Source organism: Octadecabacter arcticus 238 (genome assembly GCF_000155735.2).
Lineage (GTDB): Bacteria > Pseudomonadota > Alphaproteobacteria > Rhodobacterales > Rhodobacteraceae > Octadecabacter > Octadecabacter arcticus.
The window spans coordinates 3,472,848-3,489,568 of the sequence record NC_020908.1 but is presented as its reverse complement, the minus strand read 5'-3'; the positions used below and the strand labels follow the sequence as shown (position 1 = coordinate 3,489,568).

Genomic DNA, 16,721 nt, shown 5'->3' with positions numbered 1-16,721 from the left:
GACAGTGGCTTTTGGACTTTAGGCTTGGGTTTCTTCGGTTGGTTTTGGTGGGTTGATCCAGACGGCGGTCGGGATTTGAGGCGGTTTTGGTGGTTTGTGTACGAAGCGTTCGGGCGTGGCGAGGAATGCCGCGTCTAGTGTTGCTTGTCGCGCGGTGTAGATTTCTTGGGCCTGCCCAAAATGGATTTGGTCGGGCGTCATCAGACCAATCCCGGCGTGATGATGGTCTTGGTTATACCATGCAAAGAACCTGCGGCAGAATGCGCGAGCCTGCTCGATGGTTTCAAAGTTCTTGGGGAACTCTGGCTGATATTTCAGTGTTTTGAAGTGGGCTTCGGAGAACGGGTTGTCGTTTGAGGTGTGGGGCCGACTGTGGAACTTGAGCACACCAAGATCAACCAGCATCAGGGCTGTCGTCTTTGCCTTCATGGGCCCACCGCGATCTGCATGCAATGTCAGCTGATCGCGTGGAACCTCGTGTTTTTCCATCGCGTCGATGAACAGCTCTTTGAACTGGCTGGCGCTCTCCGCGTGCTCGACGCGCCAGCCAACAACGCGGCGGCTGAAGATGTCGAGAATGACATAGAGATAGAAGTAGGACCATTTCACCGGGCCCATCAGCTTGGTGATGTCCCAAGACCAGACCTGATTGGGGGCTTCAGCTAGAAGTTCAGGCTTTTGATAGACGGGATGTGTGCGCTGTCGGCGGCGTTCGCCAACTTCGCCCTGCGCGGCCAATATCCGATACATCGTGCGGATTGAACACAGATAGGTGCCTTCATCCAGCAAGGTGGCAAAGACCTCTGTGGGCGTCTGATCCGCAAAGCGGGGTTCGCGCAGGTGGTGCAATACCTGGTCTCTTTCCCTTTCCGGCAGAGCCCGCGAAGACGCTGCGCGCGGTGGGCGTGTGCGTGGTGGTGCCGTCAGCGCCGCACGCTGTCGAAGAACGCTCGCGCGCGATAATGATAGCGCGGCGCAGACAGCCGAGGTCAAGCCGCTGCCGGTGGGCAATGCAATCGCGACGGCCATCATGATTTGCCGCTGCGCTCTTGCGTCTGCTCCATCTCGTCCAGAAGTCCCGCCACTTTTTTTTGGATGGCAATGATGGCTTCCGCCTGATCCAGACGGCGCCGCAAGGCTGTCACCTCACGGTTGGCCTTGGCCAGCTCAGCTTGCAATGGATTGGCAGGTGCCTTTTGTGGGCCACGGCGCATTGGCTGCAATGCACCCAATGTGCCGGCCGCCCGCGCACGGCGCCAATCGGTCAGTGCAGAGGAATAAAGCCCCTCCCGCCGTAGAATGGCGGAAACCCCGCCAGTGTCTGCCACTTGGTCCGTCTCATCCAGAATGCGCAGTTTGTATTTGGCTGTGAAGTTGCGTCGCTTCGGGATGCTCGTCAGTTCCGCTGTGGGAGCCAACGGCGCATTAACAACGCGGGGAGGCGACGTCGGGGCCAAAACGGCTCCAGATCCAGCATCTGGCGAAAGTGGTGATTGTGAAGGCATAACCATGGGTTCGTTCTCCTACGCCCTCAAGTGTAAACTTTAGCCAGTCAATTGTCTCACGCTTATTGGCACGGAGGGCCACGGCATCCTCACCAAATACATGGCGATCCTCACCGAGGGCCTCGCCTTCCATGAGCGACAAGACCCACTGGCTAGACGCACTGGTGCGCGAGGCCGAAAAGCCAGGCGGCCAGGCCATAACCTTCTGGTCCGCTTGCGTGACTACCGTGATGACGTCCTAAGGTTCCTTACGGACTTCACAGTTCCCTTCACCAACAATCAGGCCGAACGGGACCTGCGCATGATGAAGTTGCGCATGAAATCTAGGGAACTTTCCGCACCCTCGAGGGCGCGCAGGTCTTCGCTGACATCAGATCCGTCATCTCGACGGTCAGAAAACACGGGGGCAATATCCTCGAAACACTCACCCTATCACCACAACAGATCATCGCTCGGCTCTAACGTCGCAAGGGCAACACAAAACCCGATATCCGATGGGGTCCTTGGGAGTTACCAAGTATCAATACATTTCTGACCCACTTTATGGCTAAATATGCAGGAGAATTCTCGTTCGAAAACCGGAGCGTCTTTGGCGAGACCAATCCGCCGATCAAAACTAGGGTCAATTTCATGAAAATGACAACGGCGGCCATCGAAGCCTTGAGCCAAAGTGACCTGAGCGAAGCACTCGCTGATCGTGGTGTCGACGTCTCAAAATACCCTGAAAAAGACGCGCTTGTGCGCAAGGCGCTCATGGGGTGATATAGGATTGGACAGATATAGCAGACGCTGCCGTTCGATGTATAGCCAAATAGATCATCCGTCTGCTGGCGCTGCGCCGCCTTTGGCTTTGCCGCTCTCGATATAGGCCGCAAGGCGGTCCGCCACAGCGGTACTGTCGTGCGGTGCTTTAAAATCACGCAGGGTGTTTTGCCAGATTTTTGTCGCACGCTCCGCTGAGGACTTGGCGCCGTCATCACGCCATGCGCCGTGATTTCTGAGGTCAGAAACCAACGGCTCATAGAAGGCGGTCTTGTAGCGATCCATTGTATGTTGTGTTGCGAAAAAATGCCCACCCGGTTCGACCTCCGAGAGGGCTGACCACCCCAAACTCTCAGCATCTTCAGGTGTTGTCTGGCACAGTTCCGCAATGGTTTGCAGGGCTTCGATGTCGTTGATGAATTTCTCGTAGCCGAACGTCAATCCTCCCTCCAGCCAGCCTGCTGAATGCACCGTAAGGGTCGCATTTGCTTGCAATTGGGCCCAAAGAGCCATGTTAGTTTCCGTGGCGGCTTGCATGTCATTTGTGTTGGATGCGGCACCTGTCGCGGACCGCCACGGCAGACCGATGTGGCGCGCCAATTGCCCACTGCCGATGGACAGTTTGATATGTTCTGGCGTGCCAAAGGCAGGCGAGCCAGACTTCATATCCACATTTGAGCTAAAGCCTCCGTAGGCCACTGGCGCACCTGGGCGGGCGAGTTGTGCCAGGGTGATGGCCGCCAAACATTCCGCGTGCTGCAGCACCAAAGCGCCTGAAATCGTGATAGGTGCCATTGCCCCTGCTAGACAAAACGGCGTGATGATACTTAACTGATTGGCGCGGGCAAAATCGATGATCCCTTCGGCCATTGGCACATCAAGCTGGCGTGGGGAATTTGTGTTGATGACGGTAAAACACCAAACGTCATCATCAAAGGCCTGCGCGCCCATATCGTTGCCAAGCTGGATCATCTCAAAGCTTTGCGCGACCTGTCCGCGCCCGCGTGCATAAACGAAGTTTGGTTTATCACCGCATTCCATTTGAATCCGCATCATCTCATAGTGTCGAAGCGCGGGCGCAACGTCTTGGGGTTCGGCGGATGGCCCAAAGACATGCATGACATCGAAAGACTGCTGCAGCTTGATCGTCTCCTCATAGGTTTCTAATGACCCCGCTCTGCGGCCTCGCACAAGGTCAGTCACATTGGGGCAGCCGGCACCGGGTGCAAACAGCATTGAACCGTCCTTAAACATCTGATCACGCAAGACGGACCGTCCGCGCAGGCGGTAGGAGGTTGGCGTGGTCGCCAAAGCGGCTTCTACCAAATCCGACCCGATCCTCACAATTTGCGTATCGTGATCGACCAATGCTCCTGCGGCCTCAAATATTTGCCGCGCCTCTGGCAGTAGGATTTTGATGCCAAGGTCTTGCACCACACGCAAAGCCATTTCGTGGATACGCGCGACCCCATCCTCCGAAAATATCGCCTGCGGCGTGAACGGGTGCTGCAACTGGCGATAGCTGTGCGACCGTGGAGTTCCGGATGTGGTTGGTCTGGATCGTCCGCCGCGGCGTTTCGTGCTCATGTCTTATCTTTCATTCCTTGAATATAGGCTTATCCCTTTTAGTCCGGTTGCCGCACATGTTGACGTGGCGCAGAACTTCGCCCTTGTGGCTTGAGAGGTGGATTGGATCATCACGATATGTCGCTGGCCCGAGACCAACACCGATCCCCAGCAGCGTGTCGAAGCCGCTTCGCATGTGTCGCCGTCGGTTCCAGCGGAACACGAATTCGTCGAGATAGCGTTGTAGATGGCACTTTCTGAGGCCGTGGAAGACGCCTTTTGCCCGCGTTTTCAGGTTGGAGAACACGCGGTGGACCCAGTGGAGTATGTCGCGTGCCTTTTTGCCGCTGACGACCTTCGCCTCATGCGTGTTTGCAGGCGGATTTTCGTAACCGAGCCAGCCGTCCGTGATGATGTGAGCGCCAGGCTCAACAGCCTGACCAATGAACCCGTGCAGCGTCTTTGACGCGCCGTCGGGAATGTGTTTCATCCTGATACGGCGCGGATGTCCGTCACTTGATAACTCGACGGCACAGACGACAAACATCTTTCCGACCGGGCTGCGCCCACCCTTTGGCCGGTCCTCGGGATCATGCCGGGACCGGAACGGCATCTCTGTTTCATCGATTTCGACAAGGTCTTTCAGGGGGTTGCGGTCAGGGTTGACCATCGACCGCCGCAGCTTTTGCAAGAGGAGGTCGCCGAGAAGCGCCATCGGTCCGAGCGACGATGGCGACCCGTCTTGTAGCTGCCAAGGCCAAGTTGCGCCTGAAGTTGCTGCGCTGACATGCCGTTGGAATGGCTGGTGATGATGTGCGCGGCAAGACACCAAATTCGCAACGGCAAATGGCTGCTGTGCATTACCGTGCCAGCCGTCACGGATGTCTGCCGTGCGCAACCGGCACATTCCCAAGTCGCGCGACTTCGCTTTAACGGCCAGCCCTTGCAGGTGCCACAGGACGGACACACGAAGCCCTCAGGCCAACGATGTTCCGCCAGAGAATGTGTGTCACATCCCGTGAGGTAGTAAGGGTTTTTCTTAGACAGTTCTGGTTTAAGTTTGTGCCGGTCATTCATGGCCTGCAAGGGCGTTCTGCTCTGAAGAACAGATTGTGGGAGGTGTTGATTATAGAGCAATACATAACGGTGCATCGTCGCATTAAGGTCTTCCCCAGATCGGAAGTGATGGCTTTGGAGGACATCCTCTATACGCCCGTTGACTCTCTCAACCATGCCGTTTGTTTGAGGCGATTGTGCTGGGGTCAAACGATGGTAAATGCCGAGTTCGCTGCACAGCGTGTCGAACCCCTGTTTGCCAGTCGTTGCACGCTTGCGCAGGCCAAAGAGACGGTCAGTGAACGCCTTACCGTCGCCAATGTTGCTCGAACCATTGGCGCAATCATTGGCAACTCCGTAAGAATGGTGCGAATGATCAGCGGACAGGCGCGCTCAAGGTCACGCAGGAAGCGTCGGGCATTGGCGGCCGTCTTGTTGTTATAGATACTAATGAAGACCCACCGTGTGGCGCGATCCCTTCTCGGGCATTTTTAATACCCTGCCGGGCAACGGATGGCGACAAACAGGTAACGGCGTGACGTCTCATTCGCCATTCACTGCCCGGCAGGGTATTTCCCAAGGAAATGTCCCGAGAGGGTGCGGCAGATATTTAACGTTGATATGCAGGTAGCCCGGCTCATAGGCCTTGAAGGCGCTGTGCTTTGGCTTTGCCTCTTTGACCTTCAGGTCGCGCAGATTACACACCCCATGACGGCGCAGGCATCGATCCAAGCCCGAGCGTGAAACGTTCGGATTCAAGAACTCCCGTACCACTGCAAGTAAGTCATCAAGTGACACCAAAAGCGTCTTACGCAACGCCACCGCAACACTCTCCTGGGCGGGGCTCAGCGTCGTTTGTAAGCGATGTGGCGTATGACTGCGGTCTTCGACACTGTCGCGGTGACGCCACTTCAAAACAGTCTGCTCCTAAATGCCATAGCGGTCACTCACCATCCAGGCCGGATCGTCGCAGGCTTGAATGGCCGCTCTAATCTTCGGTGTTGTCGTCGCTTGGCTCTGCAGTCGAACGAGCGTCACGTTTCGCCTTCCGAATGTCCTCTAAAACCGACCTTGCCATGAAAAAGGCCGAACGCCGAGAATCAATGTGATCATCCGGGACAGAACAGTTATACTTCACCCCGATTATCGATTCTGGGCGCCGTCATTTGTGCGTGTCTTGCAAGAAAGTCCCCAGCCGATCTGTCCGATAGCCATTGGGGTAGGTCTTTCTACGGCGTCTGGACACCAAGCGGGGTCGACGGCGTGCCGGTAGAAACCGAAGGACCTTGGCGCGCGTTTTGAGGGCGGCGATCACCAGATGTTCGAGCCAGCGGGCAGGGGCCGCAAACCCCATCGCCTGGCGCAGTGGTGCATCACACAGGGCATGGACAATCGGGCGGCAGAACGGAACCAGCCGCTGCGGGAGATAAAATGACAAAAGAAGATCTCGGGCCGCCCCTGCGATTTCGCCATTGGTTGGCGCATACATGAAATGCTCCGCCTCATATGCGATCTTGTAGGCATCAAAGGCATCAAAATCCTGTGGGATATCGCTGATCCCCATCTTAGCGCCAAGCGCGCGATAATAGTGCACGCTGGCCTCGATTTCATGTGGTGTCAGGGGTCTGCGGCCGAACCGGTCCAGCCAGTGTTTTGGTTCCGTCACGAACGTCGACAAAACATAAAGTATGTCACCATTTGAGATGCGGTAGCGGCCATGCATGTCATTGATGCGCTCCATAGCTGCCTGCCCACGGTCACTGTCCTGCCCGTTCTCCCCTATCTCGCTCAGCAGTAATTCTGTGTCGTCATACCGTTTTTGGGTATCATCGCGAAACGCACCTGTCTTTGACAAAAGCCCCGAAATCGACGGGACGCCGTAGGTGCGAAACAGCGCAAGTTCCAACGCCTTTTCGATGTCCCATGCGAACTCATACGCACCAAGAAGATATACGATCCGCTCATACTCTGTGGACGGATCAAGTCGTTCTATTTCTTGTGACCAGCGCGACATTGCAGCCTCCGACACTGTTGCAAGCACAACCATCATGGGTCGGCGCGGCGGGCAGGGCAACAGGGCCATTGAACCTGAGGCGCAAAACTATGGCGCGCGCAACCATTGAGAGCTGAGAGGAGCGGAAAAGCGGGGGCGCTCGCCGTATACAGCGGTATACTATCGACGCCGCGAGATGCTTGGATTAGTCTACGCCAAATCCAATTTCATGGGGGCCCCAATGAGCGATATCATTTACACTAAAGTTGACGAAGCGCCGGAACTCGCGTCTGCATCGTTTCTTCCAATCATTCAGAAATTCGCTCTCGCGGCGGGGGTGTCAGTCGGGACGAAAGATATCAGTCTTGCGGGCCGCATTCTAGCGACCTTTCCGGAAAACCTAAGCGCGGCGCAGCGCCAATCCGACGATTTGGCCGAACTGGGCCAATTGGTAAAAACCGCAGATGCGAATGTCATCAAACTCCCGAATATCTCGGCCTCAGTGCCGCAGCTGGTCGCCGCGATCACAGAACTTCAGTCGCAGGGGTTTGCGCTGCCAGATTATCCCGAAACACCGCAATCTGACGCGGACAAGGCCGTGCGTGCCAAATACGATGGCCTAAAAGGGTCTGCGGTGAACCCGGTTTTGCGCGAAGGCAACTCTGATCGGCGCGCGGCCAAGGCTGTGAAACGCTATGCACAACAGAACCCGCACCGGATGGGCGACTGGACGGCAGACAGTAAAACCCATGTGTCGGCGATGTCGGGGGGCGATTTTTTCTCGAACGAAACGTCGGCCACGCTGACGAAAGATGCGACAGTAAAGATCGTTCTGACCACGGCGACAGGCGAAACCGTTCTTAAGGAGGGGATCACTTATCCGGCTGGCACAGTGGTTGACGCAACGTTCATGAGTGTGGCTGCTCTCAAGCTCTTCCTTGCGACCGAGATTGAAAAAACCAAAGCCGATGGCACCTTATTTTCGCTGCATATGAAGGCGACGATGATGAAGGTCTCTGACCCGATCATCTTTGGCCATGCGGTTGCGGTCTTCCTCGCACCAGTCTTTGAAAGTCACGGCGATGCGATGGCGGCCCTTGGTGTGAACCCGAACTCGGGTCTTGGCGATCTGTTGGCTCGCGTCAAAGACGACGCTGCGATCCTCGCGGCGATCGATAGTTGCATGGCGTCGCGCCCACCGATGTATATGGTCGATTCAGACAAAGGCATCACCAACCTGCATGTGTCGTCCGATGTGATTATCGACGCTTCAATGCCCGCGCTTATTCGTGCAGGCGGTAAGGGCTGGGGGCCAGACGGGAAAGAAGGCGACAGCAATTGCGTGATCCCTGACAATTCCTATGCGCCCGTTTACGACGAAACGATCAAGTTCTTCAAAGAGAACGGCAAGCTGAACCCGGCCACCGCAGGCACTGTTCAGAATGTTGGATTGATGGCGCAAAAGGCGGAAGAATACGGATCACACCCGACCACGTTCGAGATTGCCGAAGGCGGCACCGTTCAGATGATCCTCGATGATGGCACTGTGCTGCACGAACATATCGTTGAGGCTGGCGATATCTGGCGTTCCGCGTCCGCGCGCAAAGCGCCGATAGAAGATTGGGTCAATCTTGCCATTGACCGCCAGAAGGCCGAAGGATGCCGCGCCATTTTTTGGCTGGACGCGTCGCGTGCCCACGACGCCGAACTGATCGCCTACGTCAAACCAATTCTGGCCGCCAAAGGCGTGGCGGATAAATTTGACATTATGGCCCCGCGCGAAGCCACCCGCGTGTCATTCGAGACGATCACGAAGGGCGAAGACACGATTGCGATCACTGGCAATGTGCTGCGTGATTACCTGACGGATTTGTTCCCGATCCTTGAACTGGCGACCTCTGCCAAGATGCTGTCCATCGTCAAACTGATGAACGGTGGCGGGTTGTTTGAAACCGGTGCTGGTGGTTCTGCGCCCAAGCACGTCCAACAGCTTGTCGACGAAAACCACCTGCGCTGGGACAGCCTTGGCGAATTCTGCGCGTTGGGTGAAAGCCTGACGTTCCTTGCCGATGCCAAAGGCAACGAAAAGGCTCGTGTCCTTGGTCAAGCGGTCGATGTCGCGACCCAAGGCATTTTGGACCACGGGCATTCCCCGTCGCGCAAGGTGGGTGAGCCTGACAACCGCAACAGTCACTACTGGTTTGCGCGCTATTGGGCCGACGCTTTGGCGGCTCAGACGAGTGATGCAGCGCTTGCCAAACACTTCGCCCCGATTGCCCAAGCACTGGCGGACAGCGAGGCGGTCATCCTCTCTGAACTCGCAAGCGTGCAGGGACCTGCGGTAGATTTGGGCGGCTACTACCGCACCGATGCTGCAAGAACTGAAGCCGTGATGCGCCCGTCAAACACCTTGAACGGCATCATCGGTTAGGGTTGTCAAATTGAAGACTGGGCCGCGCTTTCTTGAGGGAAAGGCGGCCCTTTTTGCGATGAAGTGCGGGACGCGACGTGGTCATGGCCAAAGTCGAATACACTAGGCATCTCATTTTTGGTCTCGCGTAAGACACCACGTGTCAGCTGAATGTGACGCTCGCCAACGATGCCCTCAAATCTAGGACTAGACCCCGACGCCTATGGTTTATTTCAAGTAAGTGGGGTCACGGCCGTTCCTGCAAAGAAAAATCATTTGATGTCGGGCAGGAATCCTGCGATTAAGCGGGAAATATTCATAAGAAGTTGGTAGAATCCACATGCAAGTCAGTGTTCGTGAAAACAATGTAGACCAAGCCCTTCGGGCCTTGAAGAAAAAGCTGCAGCGCGAAGGCGTTTTTCGTGAGATGAAGCTTAAGCAGGCTTTTGAAAAACCGTCCGAGAAAAAGGCGCGAAACAAAGCCGAAGCGATCCGTCGTGCCCGTAAATTGGCGCGTAAGAAGCTCGAACGCGAAAGCTAAATTCGATCATCTCGTCGCTCTGATGGATGTCGAAGCCTTCGTAGAAAGTCTGGGGCGGTGTGATTGGACGTGGGTCACCCCATGGTCCCATTGCATATAGAAAATGGTGGTGACGGCATTTTGAGATTTGGGATTGGGTCTCGTTCACGCCAACCAACCGCCCCAATGGGCGTGTTCAGAATCTGTCTTTGAAACGGTACCAAGCGAACGCAGGTGGCAGTGAGGCCCGTCGCAAAAGCCCCAGTTCAAATCGACGCAAGGGTTGCTGCATAAGATCCGGGTGCGGTAATCGTTTACGCCCCAGAGCAAGGTCTGCGATCAACGCGCCAGCGTAAGGTGCCATGGTTATGCCACCACCATGATACCCAAGTGCTGCATAGGCACCGTCCATATCAGGGATGGCACCCGCAAAGGGCACCAGATTGCGGGTCATGCAAATCAGGCCTGACCAAAAGTATGGTGTTTCTACATGCTGCCATTTTGGAAACATCCGGTCGAAATCTGCGCGAGCAACAGCACGGGTGCGTCTCATACTAGACTCCGTCACGCGAACTGAGCCCCGAAGCCCCAACAGCATTCGCTTATCCGGCAGCAGCCTAAAGTAGTGTAGCAACGTCCGGCTATCACATACCATTTGTTCGCTCCACCATCCCTGATCTTGAATTTCACTGTCAGTCAGTGGACGGGAAACCAAAATATTGGACTGGACCGGTAAATATCGTCCAGACAGGGCATTCGGCAAATCGTCGCTTGAATACCCATTTGTCGCTATCAATACCTTCTTTGCATGGACCTGACCCTGCGCTGTTTGCAGAACATATCCATTTTTGTTTGCGATTTTGGTGACGGCTGAGTTCGAGTACATTTGCACGCCGGCGTTATGCGCAGCAGCCGTGAGGCCCAGAACGAATTTCATCGGGTTGAGCGCGAAGCCAATCGGAAGGTGAACGGCGCCAAAGAAATCTGGACTGTTCAAACCATGATGCGCCATTTCGTGTTTTGGCACAAATTCGTATGGTAAACCGTAGCGCGCGGTGTATTCAGCTCCATAGTCCTTGAGCCCCGCCACTGCGTCTGGACGATGGGCGACATAGGTGTAGCCCTTGGAGTGACGATCAACATCCAAGTGGTATTTATCAAGATACTCTTCGACGAGGTCGACAGACGCCCGTTCTGCATCAAAGAAAACCCGCGCATCAGCTTGGCCATGTTTCTTGACGATGTCGATGTCGTCGATCTTGGCGCTTCCGGTTGATACGAGCCCTCCGGCACGTCCCGACGCACCCCACCCTGGAGTATTTGCGTCCAACAAAACAACGTCTGCGCCCGCCTCAGCCAAGGTCAACGCCGCGGAAAGACCCGTATAACCACCGCCAATGACGGCAAATTCCGTGCGCACGGCGCCTTGCAGGGAAGGGTATTTTGGCCGGGATCCTGCAATTGTAGATGCCCAAAAATTCTCGCGTATCGGATGGTCGCTGTATGCAAGGGGTTCGTAGATCCGTTTCATGAAATTGTCCGTGGTCAGGGTTTTGAAACCAATAGCATCTTATCCAAGGAATGTGTTTGGCTTATCTGTTAGGTAGGATTTCGCGGCGCGCTGGCGCCCTGGCTCACTGCAATCGTATTACGAACGCCAGTCGCTTGGCATGGTGTGTCTGACGTCAGCACTTATGGTTCCAAATAGGTTAATTTGATAAGAGTATTTTGTTGGCTCATCGTAACCGCTGAGAAGCGAGACATGAGACAGACGACTGGAACGAGCAAAAGCCCTGGCGAGAGTCTCGTCAAAGACATCTATCGCGCGTACCACCGCCCGGCAGTCGATACGGAGTATCGATGAGAGGTGCTGACGAGGTCCGGCGCAAAGTCGTGAAACTGGCGCTGGAAGAGACAGAGTTGTCTCCACGAGAGCTGGCAGTGACCTTCCCAGTTACAGAAAGTTACTTTGTATCAGAGGCTTCAGTCTACCGCGTGCTGAAGGCGCGCGACCTGATCACCAACCCCGCCTTCATATCGCGCGATTGATTAAAATTCAATCGCGCCTATCCAGGCCGCCAGCGAGTTTAAAGACTAAACCACAGCGATCAATCAGCTCTGGCAGGCCAACTTCACTTATCTGAATATCATTGGTTGGGGTTGGTTTTATCTCTGCACAATTTTGGATGACTAAATCCAATAAATTATATCCAGTTGAGAACGGCAGTGCAAAAGTGAGCCACGGAAGTGGCAGGACTATCTTGCTGCAGGCAAAGTAAAACTTTGCCACTTTAGTCTTTTCTGTTTTCAGGGAGGGCGGGGGTATTTTCAGCGTGGAACTTTACAGAAAGGTCCGCCTCGCACGTCGAGGTGGCATGAGCGAACGAGCAGCAGCCGTTCATTTTGGGATATCGCGCGCGAGCGTGAAGAAGATGATGAGCTTTTCGGTTCCGCCCAGATATCAACGAACTGCGAAGATCAAGCGGCCCAAGCTTGATGGCTTTACCGGCTTCATTGATCAATGGCTGCAAGACGATCTCAGCCGGAACCGTAAGCAACGCCACACGGCCAAGCGCATTTTTGAACGTCTGCGGGACGAGCATCAATTTCGAGGCGGGCAAACCACGGTCAAGAACTATGTCCGGGAACATGGCCGCCACCATCGAGAGATGTTTGTCCCACTGGCACATGCGCCTGGCCACGCTCAGGCGGATTTTGGCGAAGGTGATGGTTGATCCTACTCGTTTACGGTCCTCAAAAACCAAGGTTGTATAGCGTCAACCACCTTGTCCGGCAGCGACAACCACTTTGGCCGGTTTATGAGCCGCTGTGGTGTTGCTTATTTAGTGGTGTCTTGGTCTGTAATCTCCTCTGGCTTATTCTTGACAGATGTTGTCGCTGGCGCGTTTGCGTAGGCTTTTTGGTTGTCGCTGGCCGTGCGCCTGCGGAAACTCTCCGCATTCATCTCTAGAAGGCTTATCCCCTTTGCTCCGGCGGCACCTGATGTAGTGCGAAGCGGCTTGCCAATCTAGAATGTTCTGGCATTGTTCTTCCCATGCCAGCCAGATGGAAAAACGACAAACCCATGTCCCGCCCCGCGTTCGACGCCAGGTTTTCTGATGAGGAAGCGTGTTCGCATTATCTGGTGGAACATCGTTGGCCTGAGGGCTTCGTCTGTCCTTCCTGTGGCACCTGCAAGGGCTGGCCGTTAAAGCGAAATCGCGCGACTTGGGAATGTGCCGGTTGCGCACGGCAGACATCCGTGACGGCTGGCACGGTAATGCACAGCAGCCATTTGCCGTTGCGAATTTGGTTTCTTGCCGCGCACATCATCACCAGCCATTCCAACGGCATGTCAGCGCTGCAACTTCAGGCGCAACTTGGCCTTGGCAGCTACAAGACGGGTCGCCATCGTCGCTCGGACCGATGGCGCTTCTCGGCGACCTCCTCTTGCAAAAGCTGCGGCGGTCGATGGTCAACCCTGACCGCAACCCCCTGAAAGACCTTGTCGAAATCGATGAAACAGAGATGCCGTTCCGGTCCCGGCATGATCCCGAGGACCGGCCAAAGGGTGGGCGGAGCCCGGTTGGAAAGATGTTTGTCGTCTGTGCCGTCGAGTTATCAAGTGACGGACATCCGCGCCGTATCAGGATGAAACACATTCCCGACGGCGCGTCAAAGACGCTGCACGGGTTCATTGGTCAGGCTGTAGAGCCTGGCGCTCACATCATCACGGATGGCTGGCTCGGTTACGAAAATCCTCCTGCAAACACGCATGAGGCAAAGGTCGTCAGCGGCAAGAAGGCACACGACATACTCCACTGGGTCCACCGCGTGTTCTCCAACCTAAAAACGTGGGCAAAAGGCGTCTTCCACGGCCTCAGAAAGTGCCATCTACAACGCTATCTCGACGAATTCGTGTTCCGCTGGAACCGACGGCGACACATGCGAAGCGCCTTCGACACGCTGCTGGGGATCGGTGTTGGTCTCGGGCCAGCGACATATCGTGATTTTGTTGAACAGCGCGCCTGAAGGGCCTCGTTCACGGCAAAAGCCACGCCCTATAAACCCACCAGACGTTACAAACTGATCCGATCCGCCTCTAAAGCCACAAGGGCAAGATTCTGCGCCGCGTCAACATGTGGGGCAACCGGACTAAAAGGGATAAGCCTTCATCTCTAGAATGGTGGCGTGGTGGACGAGGCGATCGATGGCCGCGATAGTCATGGCCTTATCCGGGAATATTTGATCCCATGCGCTGAACGGTTGATTGGCGGCGATTGCGATACTTTTGTATTCATATCGACGCGCAATAAGCTCGAACAAGACACTGGTTTCGGCCTGATCTTTATGTGCGTAAGTGATATCATCAAGGATGATCAGATCAAACTTGTCGAGTTTAGCCAAAGCATTTTCCAGTGCGAGCTCCTGCCTTGCGATCTGCAGCTTTTGCACGAGGTCGCCCGTCCGAGAGTAAAGTACACGATACCCCGCCTCAATCAGGGCATGCCCAATTGCACACAGGATATGGGTTTTCCCTGTCCCTGAGTTTCCGATTGCGATGAGATTGCCGCCACGCTCAATCCAGTCGCCCCCTGCCAGCGCTTCAATGTGCGCCTTAGGCAGACTTGGCATCGCCTCAAACTGGTAAGTTGCCAAGTTTTTGCCGCCTAAGAGTTTTGACTCATTAAAGTGTCGCTGTATGCGTCGCGTTTCACGCTCCGCTATCTCATATTCAGCCAGCACAGCCAAAAAGCGCGCAGCAGGCCAAGCCTCTCTGTCTGCTTGCTCTGCGATCTCCTGCCAGTGCTTTTGGAAGCTGGGCAATCGCAATGTTGTCAGCATAATGGGCAATTTGAACGTATCTATTGGGGCGTTGCTCATCCAGCCTCCTCCAACAGCGTGTCAAAGCACGACAGTGCAGGCAAGTTCACGACTACATCTTTGGGTAAGCTGTGGTCTCGAGGGACGAGCAACGCCTTGAGATCCCGCGCGTCTGATAATCGACCCTGGTGCAGGTCATCGGCCATCAGGCTTGCCAACTCAATCTCAGCGTTTTCCTCGTGGGCCAGAAACAGGATGTCCACCATCCGACGGCATGCATCACGGCGCGATAGTGTAGCTTGCAACGCCTTCCAGACCAAAACGTACTCCGTTCTGGGAAACAGGCTGTCGCGGTAGATCGAATTCGCCAACGCCCCAGGTTTACGCTTCAACGCATGGATCACGTGGTGGTAATTAATCACATGCACGCGGTCGCCGCTTTTCTGTCCACGCGCACGTGGGTGGCTGACCACATGGCTGCTGCCCAGATATGCCTCAATACGGTTATCATAGATATGCACACGCAACCGCTGCCCTATGAGGCGAGAAGGTGCGCTGTAGAAGATCTGCTTCACCAAGAACCCACCGGTGCGCACAACCTGCACAACAATCTCTGTAAAGTCAGTCGTGCGCCCTGCAGGTAAAGGCTGAAGATGTTTCAGTTCAGTCGCAAGCGCATCAACGCGATGCTTGTTTCGGCGTGCGACCAACTCGTCTACAAAACAGCGATACTCACCAACCGTTTCAAAGTCGCGGCTGCCCCGTAAAATAAGCGCCTGCTCAATAGCAACTTTCAGGTGCCTATTCTGGGATTCAACCGCGCCATTCTCATGGGCCTCACCGCGATTATTACGACTTGCCTCCATGCTATAATGCTGTGTGAAGGCCGCATAACGCTTGGTAATATCCTCGCGCTCATCTTTACTCAGATTACGGAACGCTGCTGACAAGCTGTCGGTCCGACAGTTTTTGGGTGCCCCACCCAAAGCCCAGAGGGCATTTTGAAGGTTTTCGGCAAGTGCGGTGTAGCTTTCGCCACCCAGTACCACACCAACATGTTCCCATCGGCTGTAAACAAGCACAAAATGATACAGCCGGTGCTTAAATGCATTCTCGCCAACGGTGATGCCCAAACCATCAGCATTAGTGAAGTCTGACTGACACATATAACCAGGTTCGGGAACCTGACGGAAAATGATGTCCCTCTCAGGGCCATGTAATGCGCGCCAGTCCCGCACCCTACGCTCAAGTGTGCGGCGAATGCGGTCATCTTGAAAGTCCTCGGGGCATTGCTGCTGTAAATGGCGCAGCAACGTAATGGCTTGCACAGAGCTATCCTGTTTCAAGATGGGTAAGAGAAGCGTCTCCCAAACCCCATCAAGGGGATCTGCAACTGTGCGCACTCTTTTAGGCTGACGTTGCGAAGGAAGAGTTGAATCTGCGTCAAAGCGTCGTGCTGTTCGCTCACTAAAGCCGGCGCGCGCAGCCGCGGTATGCTGGCTATGGGTATTTCTGTCGGTCATGTACAACCTCACTTGTTGGTCTGTGATGAATTTAAAAGGCAATCAGGGCCTCCGTTTGAAACGAAACTCCCAACAATTACCCACTCACAACGCCCAATACTCAAACCAAAAATAGATCCTTGTCCGGTGAACCTGACATCCAAACGGGCAAGCCCGTTCTCCAGTCAGATCCACCGGACAAGATGGTTGTCGCTACCGGCCAAGGTGGTTGTCGCTGAACACAAGGGTTTGCCGATCCAACCACCACCACCGATCAGCACTCTAGAATGCTGATCGGTGGCTCTTGTTTCGCACAAAAGCTGGGATATTCATAAGACAAGGAATTCAGGTATCTTTTGGCTGCGAGGTGGCGTGAAACGGTTAGGTTATATTGCACAAAACTTTGGCTTGATTCGCCCCGAGTTCGCGAAGTCCCACGAACTCGGTTCGGCTTCCTATTCAGTTCGAATCGACAGAGCTTAGGCTCAAGTTTCAAATGCAACACTCAGAGCCCTTTGGGCCTAGGATGTTGCGATGGACATACGAAGCAAGCACCTCAGCAGCGAGGACCGTGGCGTGATAT

At 55.0% G+C, this 16,721-nt stretch carries 10 protein-coding genes and 5 pseudogenes; 7 read left to right on the top strand and 8 right to left on the bottom strand.

Features of this window, described 5'->3' with window-relative positions; translation table 11 throughout:
* Positions 1 to 18: 18 nt before the first annotated feature.
* Positions 19 to 1,511 (bottom strand): IS3 family transposase gene (locus OA238_RS18075; RefSeq protein WP_085982770.1). Its coding sequence is split into 2 segments (ribosomal slippage): positions 19 to 1,061 and positions 1,061 to 1,511, totalling 1,494 coding nucleotides; the frame shifts between segments, so codons are not numbered across the junction.
* Between the two features lie 94 nt (positions 1,512 to 1,605).
* Here OA238_RS18075 and OA238_RS30495 point away from each other — a divergent pair.
* Together OA238_RS30495 and OA238_RS34575 are read left to right on the top strand one after the other, a co-directional pair.
* A complete protein-coding gene (locus tag OA238_RS30495; RefSeq protein ID WP_245581346.1) occupies positions 1,606 to 2,040 on the top strand; it encodes an IS66 family transposase in 435 nt (144 codons plus the stop codon).
* 95 nt (positions 2,041 to 2,135) lie between these two features.
* Positions 2,136 to 2,267 (top strand): hypothetical protein, encoded by a 132-nt coding sequence (locus tag OA238_RS34575; RefSeq protein ID WP_275450473.1) that lies wholly within the window; start codon positions 2,136 to 2,138, stop codon positions 2,265 to 2,267.
* 54 nt (positions 2,268 to 2,321) lie between these two features.
* On the opposite strand, the gene OA238_RS18060 is transcribed toward OA238_RS34575, so the two are convergent.
* From OA238_RS18060 to OA238_RS18045, 4 genes and pseudogenes are all read right to left on the bottom strand, one after another.
* Complete coding sequence (locus OA238_RS18060) at positions 2,322 to 3,854, bottom strand: trimethylamine methyltransferase family protein (protein WP_015496286.1); 1,533 nt, start codon at positions 3,852 to 3,854, stop codon at positions 2,322 to 2,324.
* 109 nt (positions 3,855 to 3,963) lie between these two features.
* Positions 3,964 to 4,841 (bottom strand): annotated as a pseudogene (locus tag OA238_RS32945) (IS1595 family transposase); the annotation flags it as partial.
* A pseudogene (locus OA238_RS30490) lies at positions 4,839 to 5,927 on the bottom strand (integrase core domain-containing protein); the annotation flags it as partial. The pseudogenes OA238_RS30490 and OA238_RS32945, both read right to left, overlap by 3 nt.
* Positions 5,928 to 6,051: 124 nt before the next feature.
* The gene (locus OA238_RS18045) at positions 6,052 to 6,903 is read right to left on the bottom strand and encodes an oxygenase MpaB family protein (RefSeq protein ID WP_015496284.1); all 852 of its coding nucleotides are present in this window, start codon (positions 6,901 to 6,903) and stop codon (positions 6,052 to 6,054) included.
* 220 nt (positions 6,904 to 7,123) lie between these two features.
* Here OA238_RS18045 and OA238_RS18040 point away from each other — a divergent pair, with 220 nt between their 5' ends.
* On the top strand, positions 7,124 to 9,313 hold the full coding sequence (locus OA238_RS18040) for an NADP-dependent isocitrate dehydrogenase (protein WP_015496283.1): 2,190 nt from the start codon (positions 7,124 to 7,126) through the stop codon (positions 9,311 to 9,313).
* A gap of 319 nt (positions 9,314 to 9,632) precedes the next feature.
* Entirely contained in the window at positions 9,633 to 9,833 is a 201-nt protein-coding gene (gene rpsU, locus OA238_RS18035; RefSeq protein ID WP_015496282.1) for a 30S ribosomal protein S21, read from the top strand.
* 175 nt (positions 9,834 to 10,008) lie between these two features.
* On the opposite strand, the gene OA238_RS18030 is transcribed toward rpsU, so the two are convergent.
* Positions 10,009 to 11,343, bottom strand: a complete 1,335-nt coding sequence (locus OA238_RS18030; protein WP_015496281.1) for an NAD(P)/FAD-dependent oxidoreductase — start codon at positions 11,341 to 11,343, stop codon at positions 10,009 to 10,011.
* 341 nt (positions 11,344 to 11,684) lie between these two features.
* Between OA238_RS18030 and OA238_RS34020 the strand changes: the two are divergent.
* The 3 pseudogenes from OA238_RS34020 to OA238_RS18015 form a co-directional block, all read left to right on the top strand.
* Positions 11,685 to 12,003: pseudogene (locus OA238_RS34020) on the top strand (IS3 family transposase); the annotation flags it as partial.
* 142 nt (positions 12,004 to 12,145) lie between these two features.
* Positions 12,146 to 12,535: pseudogene (locus OA238_RS31960) on the top strand (IS21 family transposase); the annotation flags it as partial.
* 332 nt (positions 12,536 to 12,867) lie between these two features.
* Positions 12,868 to 13,844, top strand: a pseudogene (locus OA238_RS18015) (IS1595 family transposase).
* Between the two features lie 123 nt (positions 13,845 to 13,967).
* Here OA238_RS18015 and istB read toward each other — a convergent pair.
* Both istB and istA read right to left on the bottom strand, forming a co-directional pair.
* Positions 13,968 to 14,696, bottom strand: coding sequence for an IS21-like element helper ATPase IstB (gene istB, locus OA238_RS18010; RefSeq protein WP_015496279.1), 729 nt, complete (start codon positions 14,694 to 14,696; stop codon positions 13,968 to 13,970).
* Complete coding sequence (gene istA, locus OA238_RS18005) at positions 14,693 to 16,159, bottom strand: IS21 family transposase (protein WP_015496278.1); 1,467 nt, start codon at positions 16,157 to 16,159, stop codon at positions 14,693 to 14,695. Before istA ends, istB begins: the two co-directional genes overlap by 4 nt.
* Positions 16,160 to 16,721: the final 562 nt, after the last annotated feature.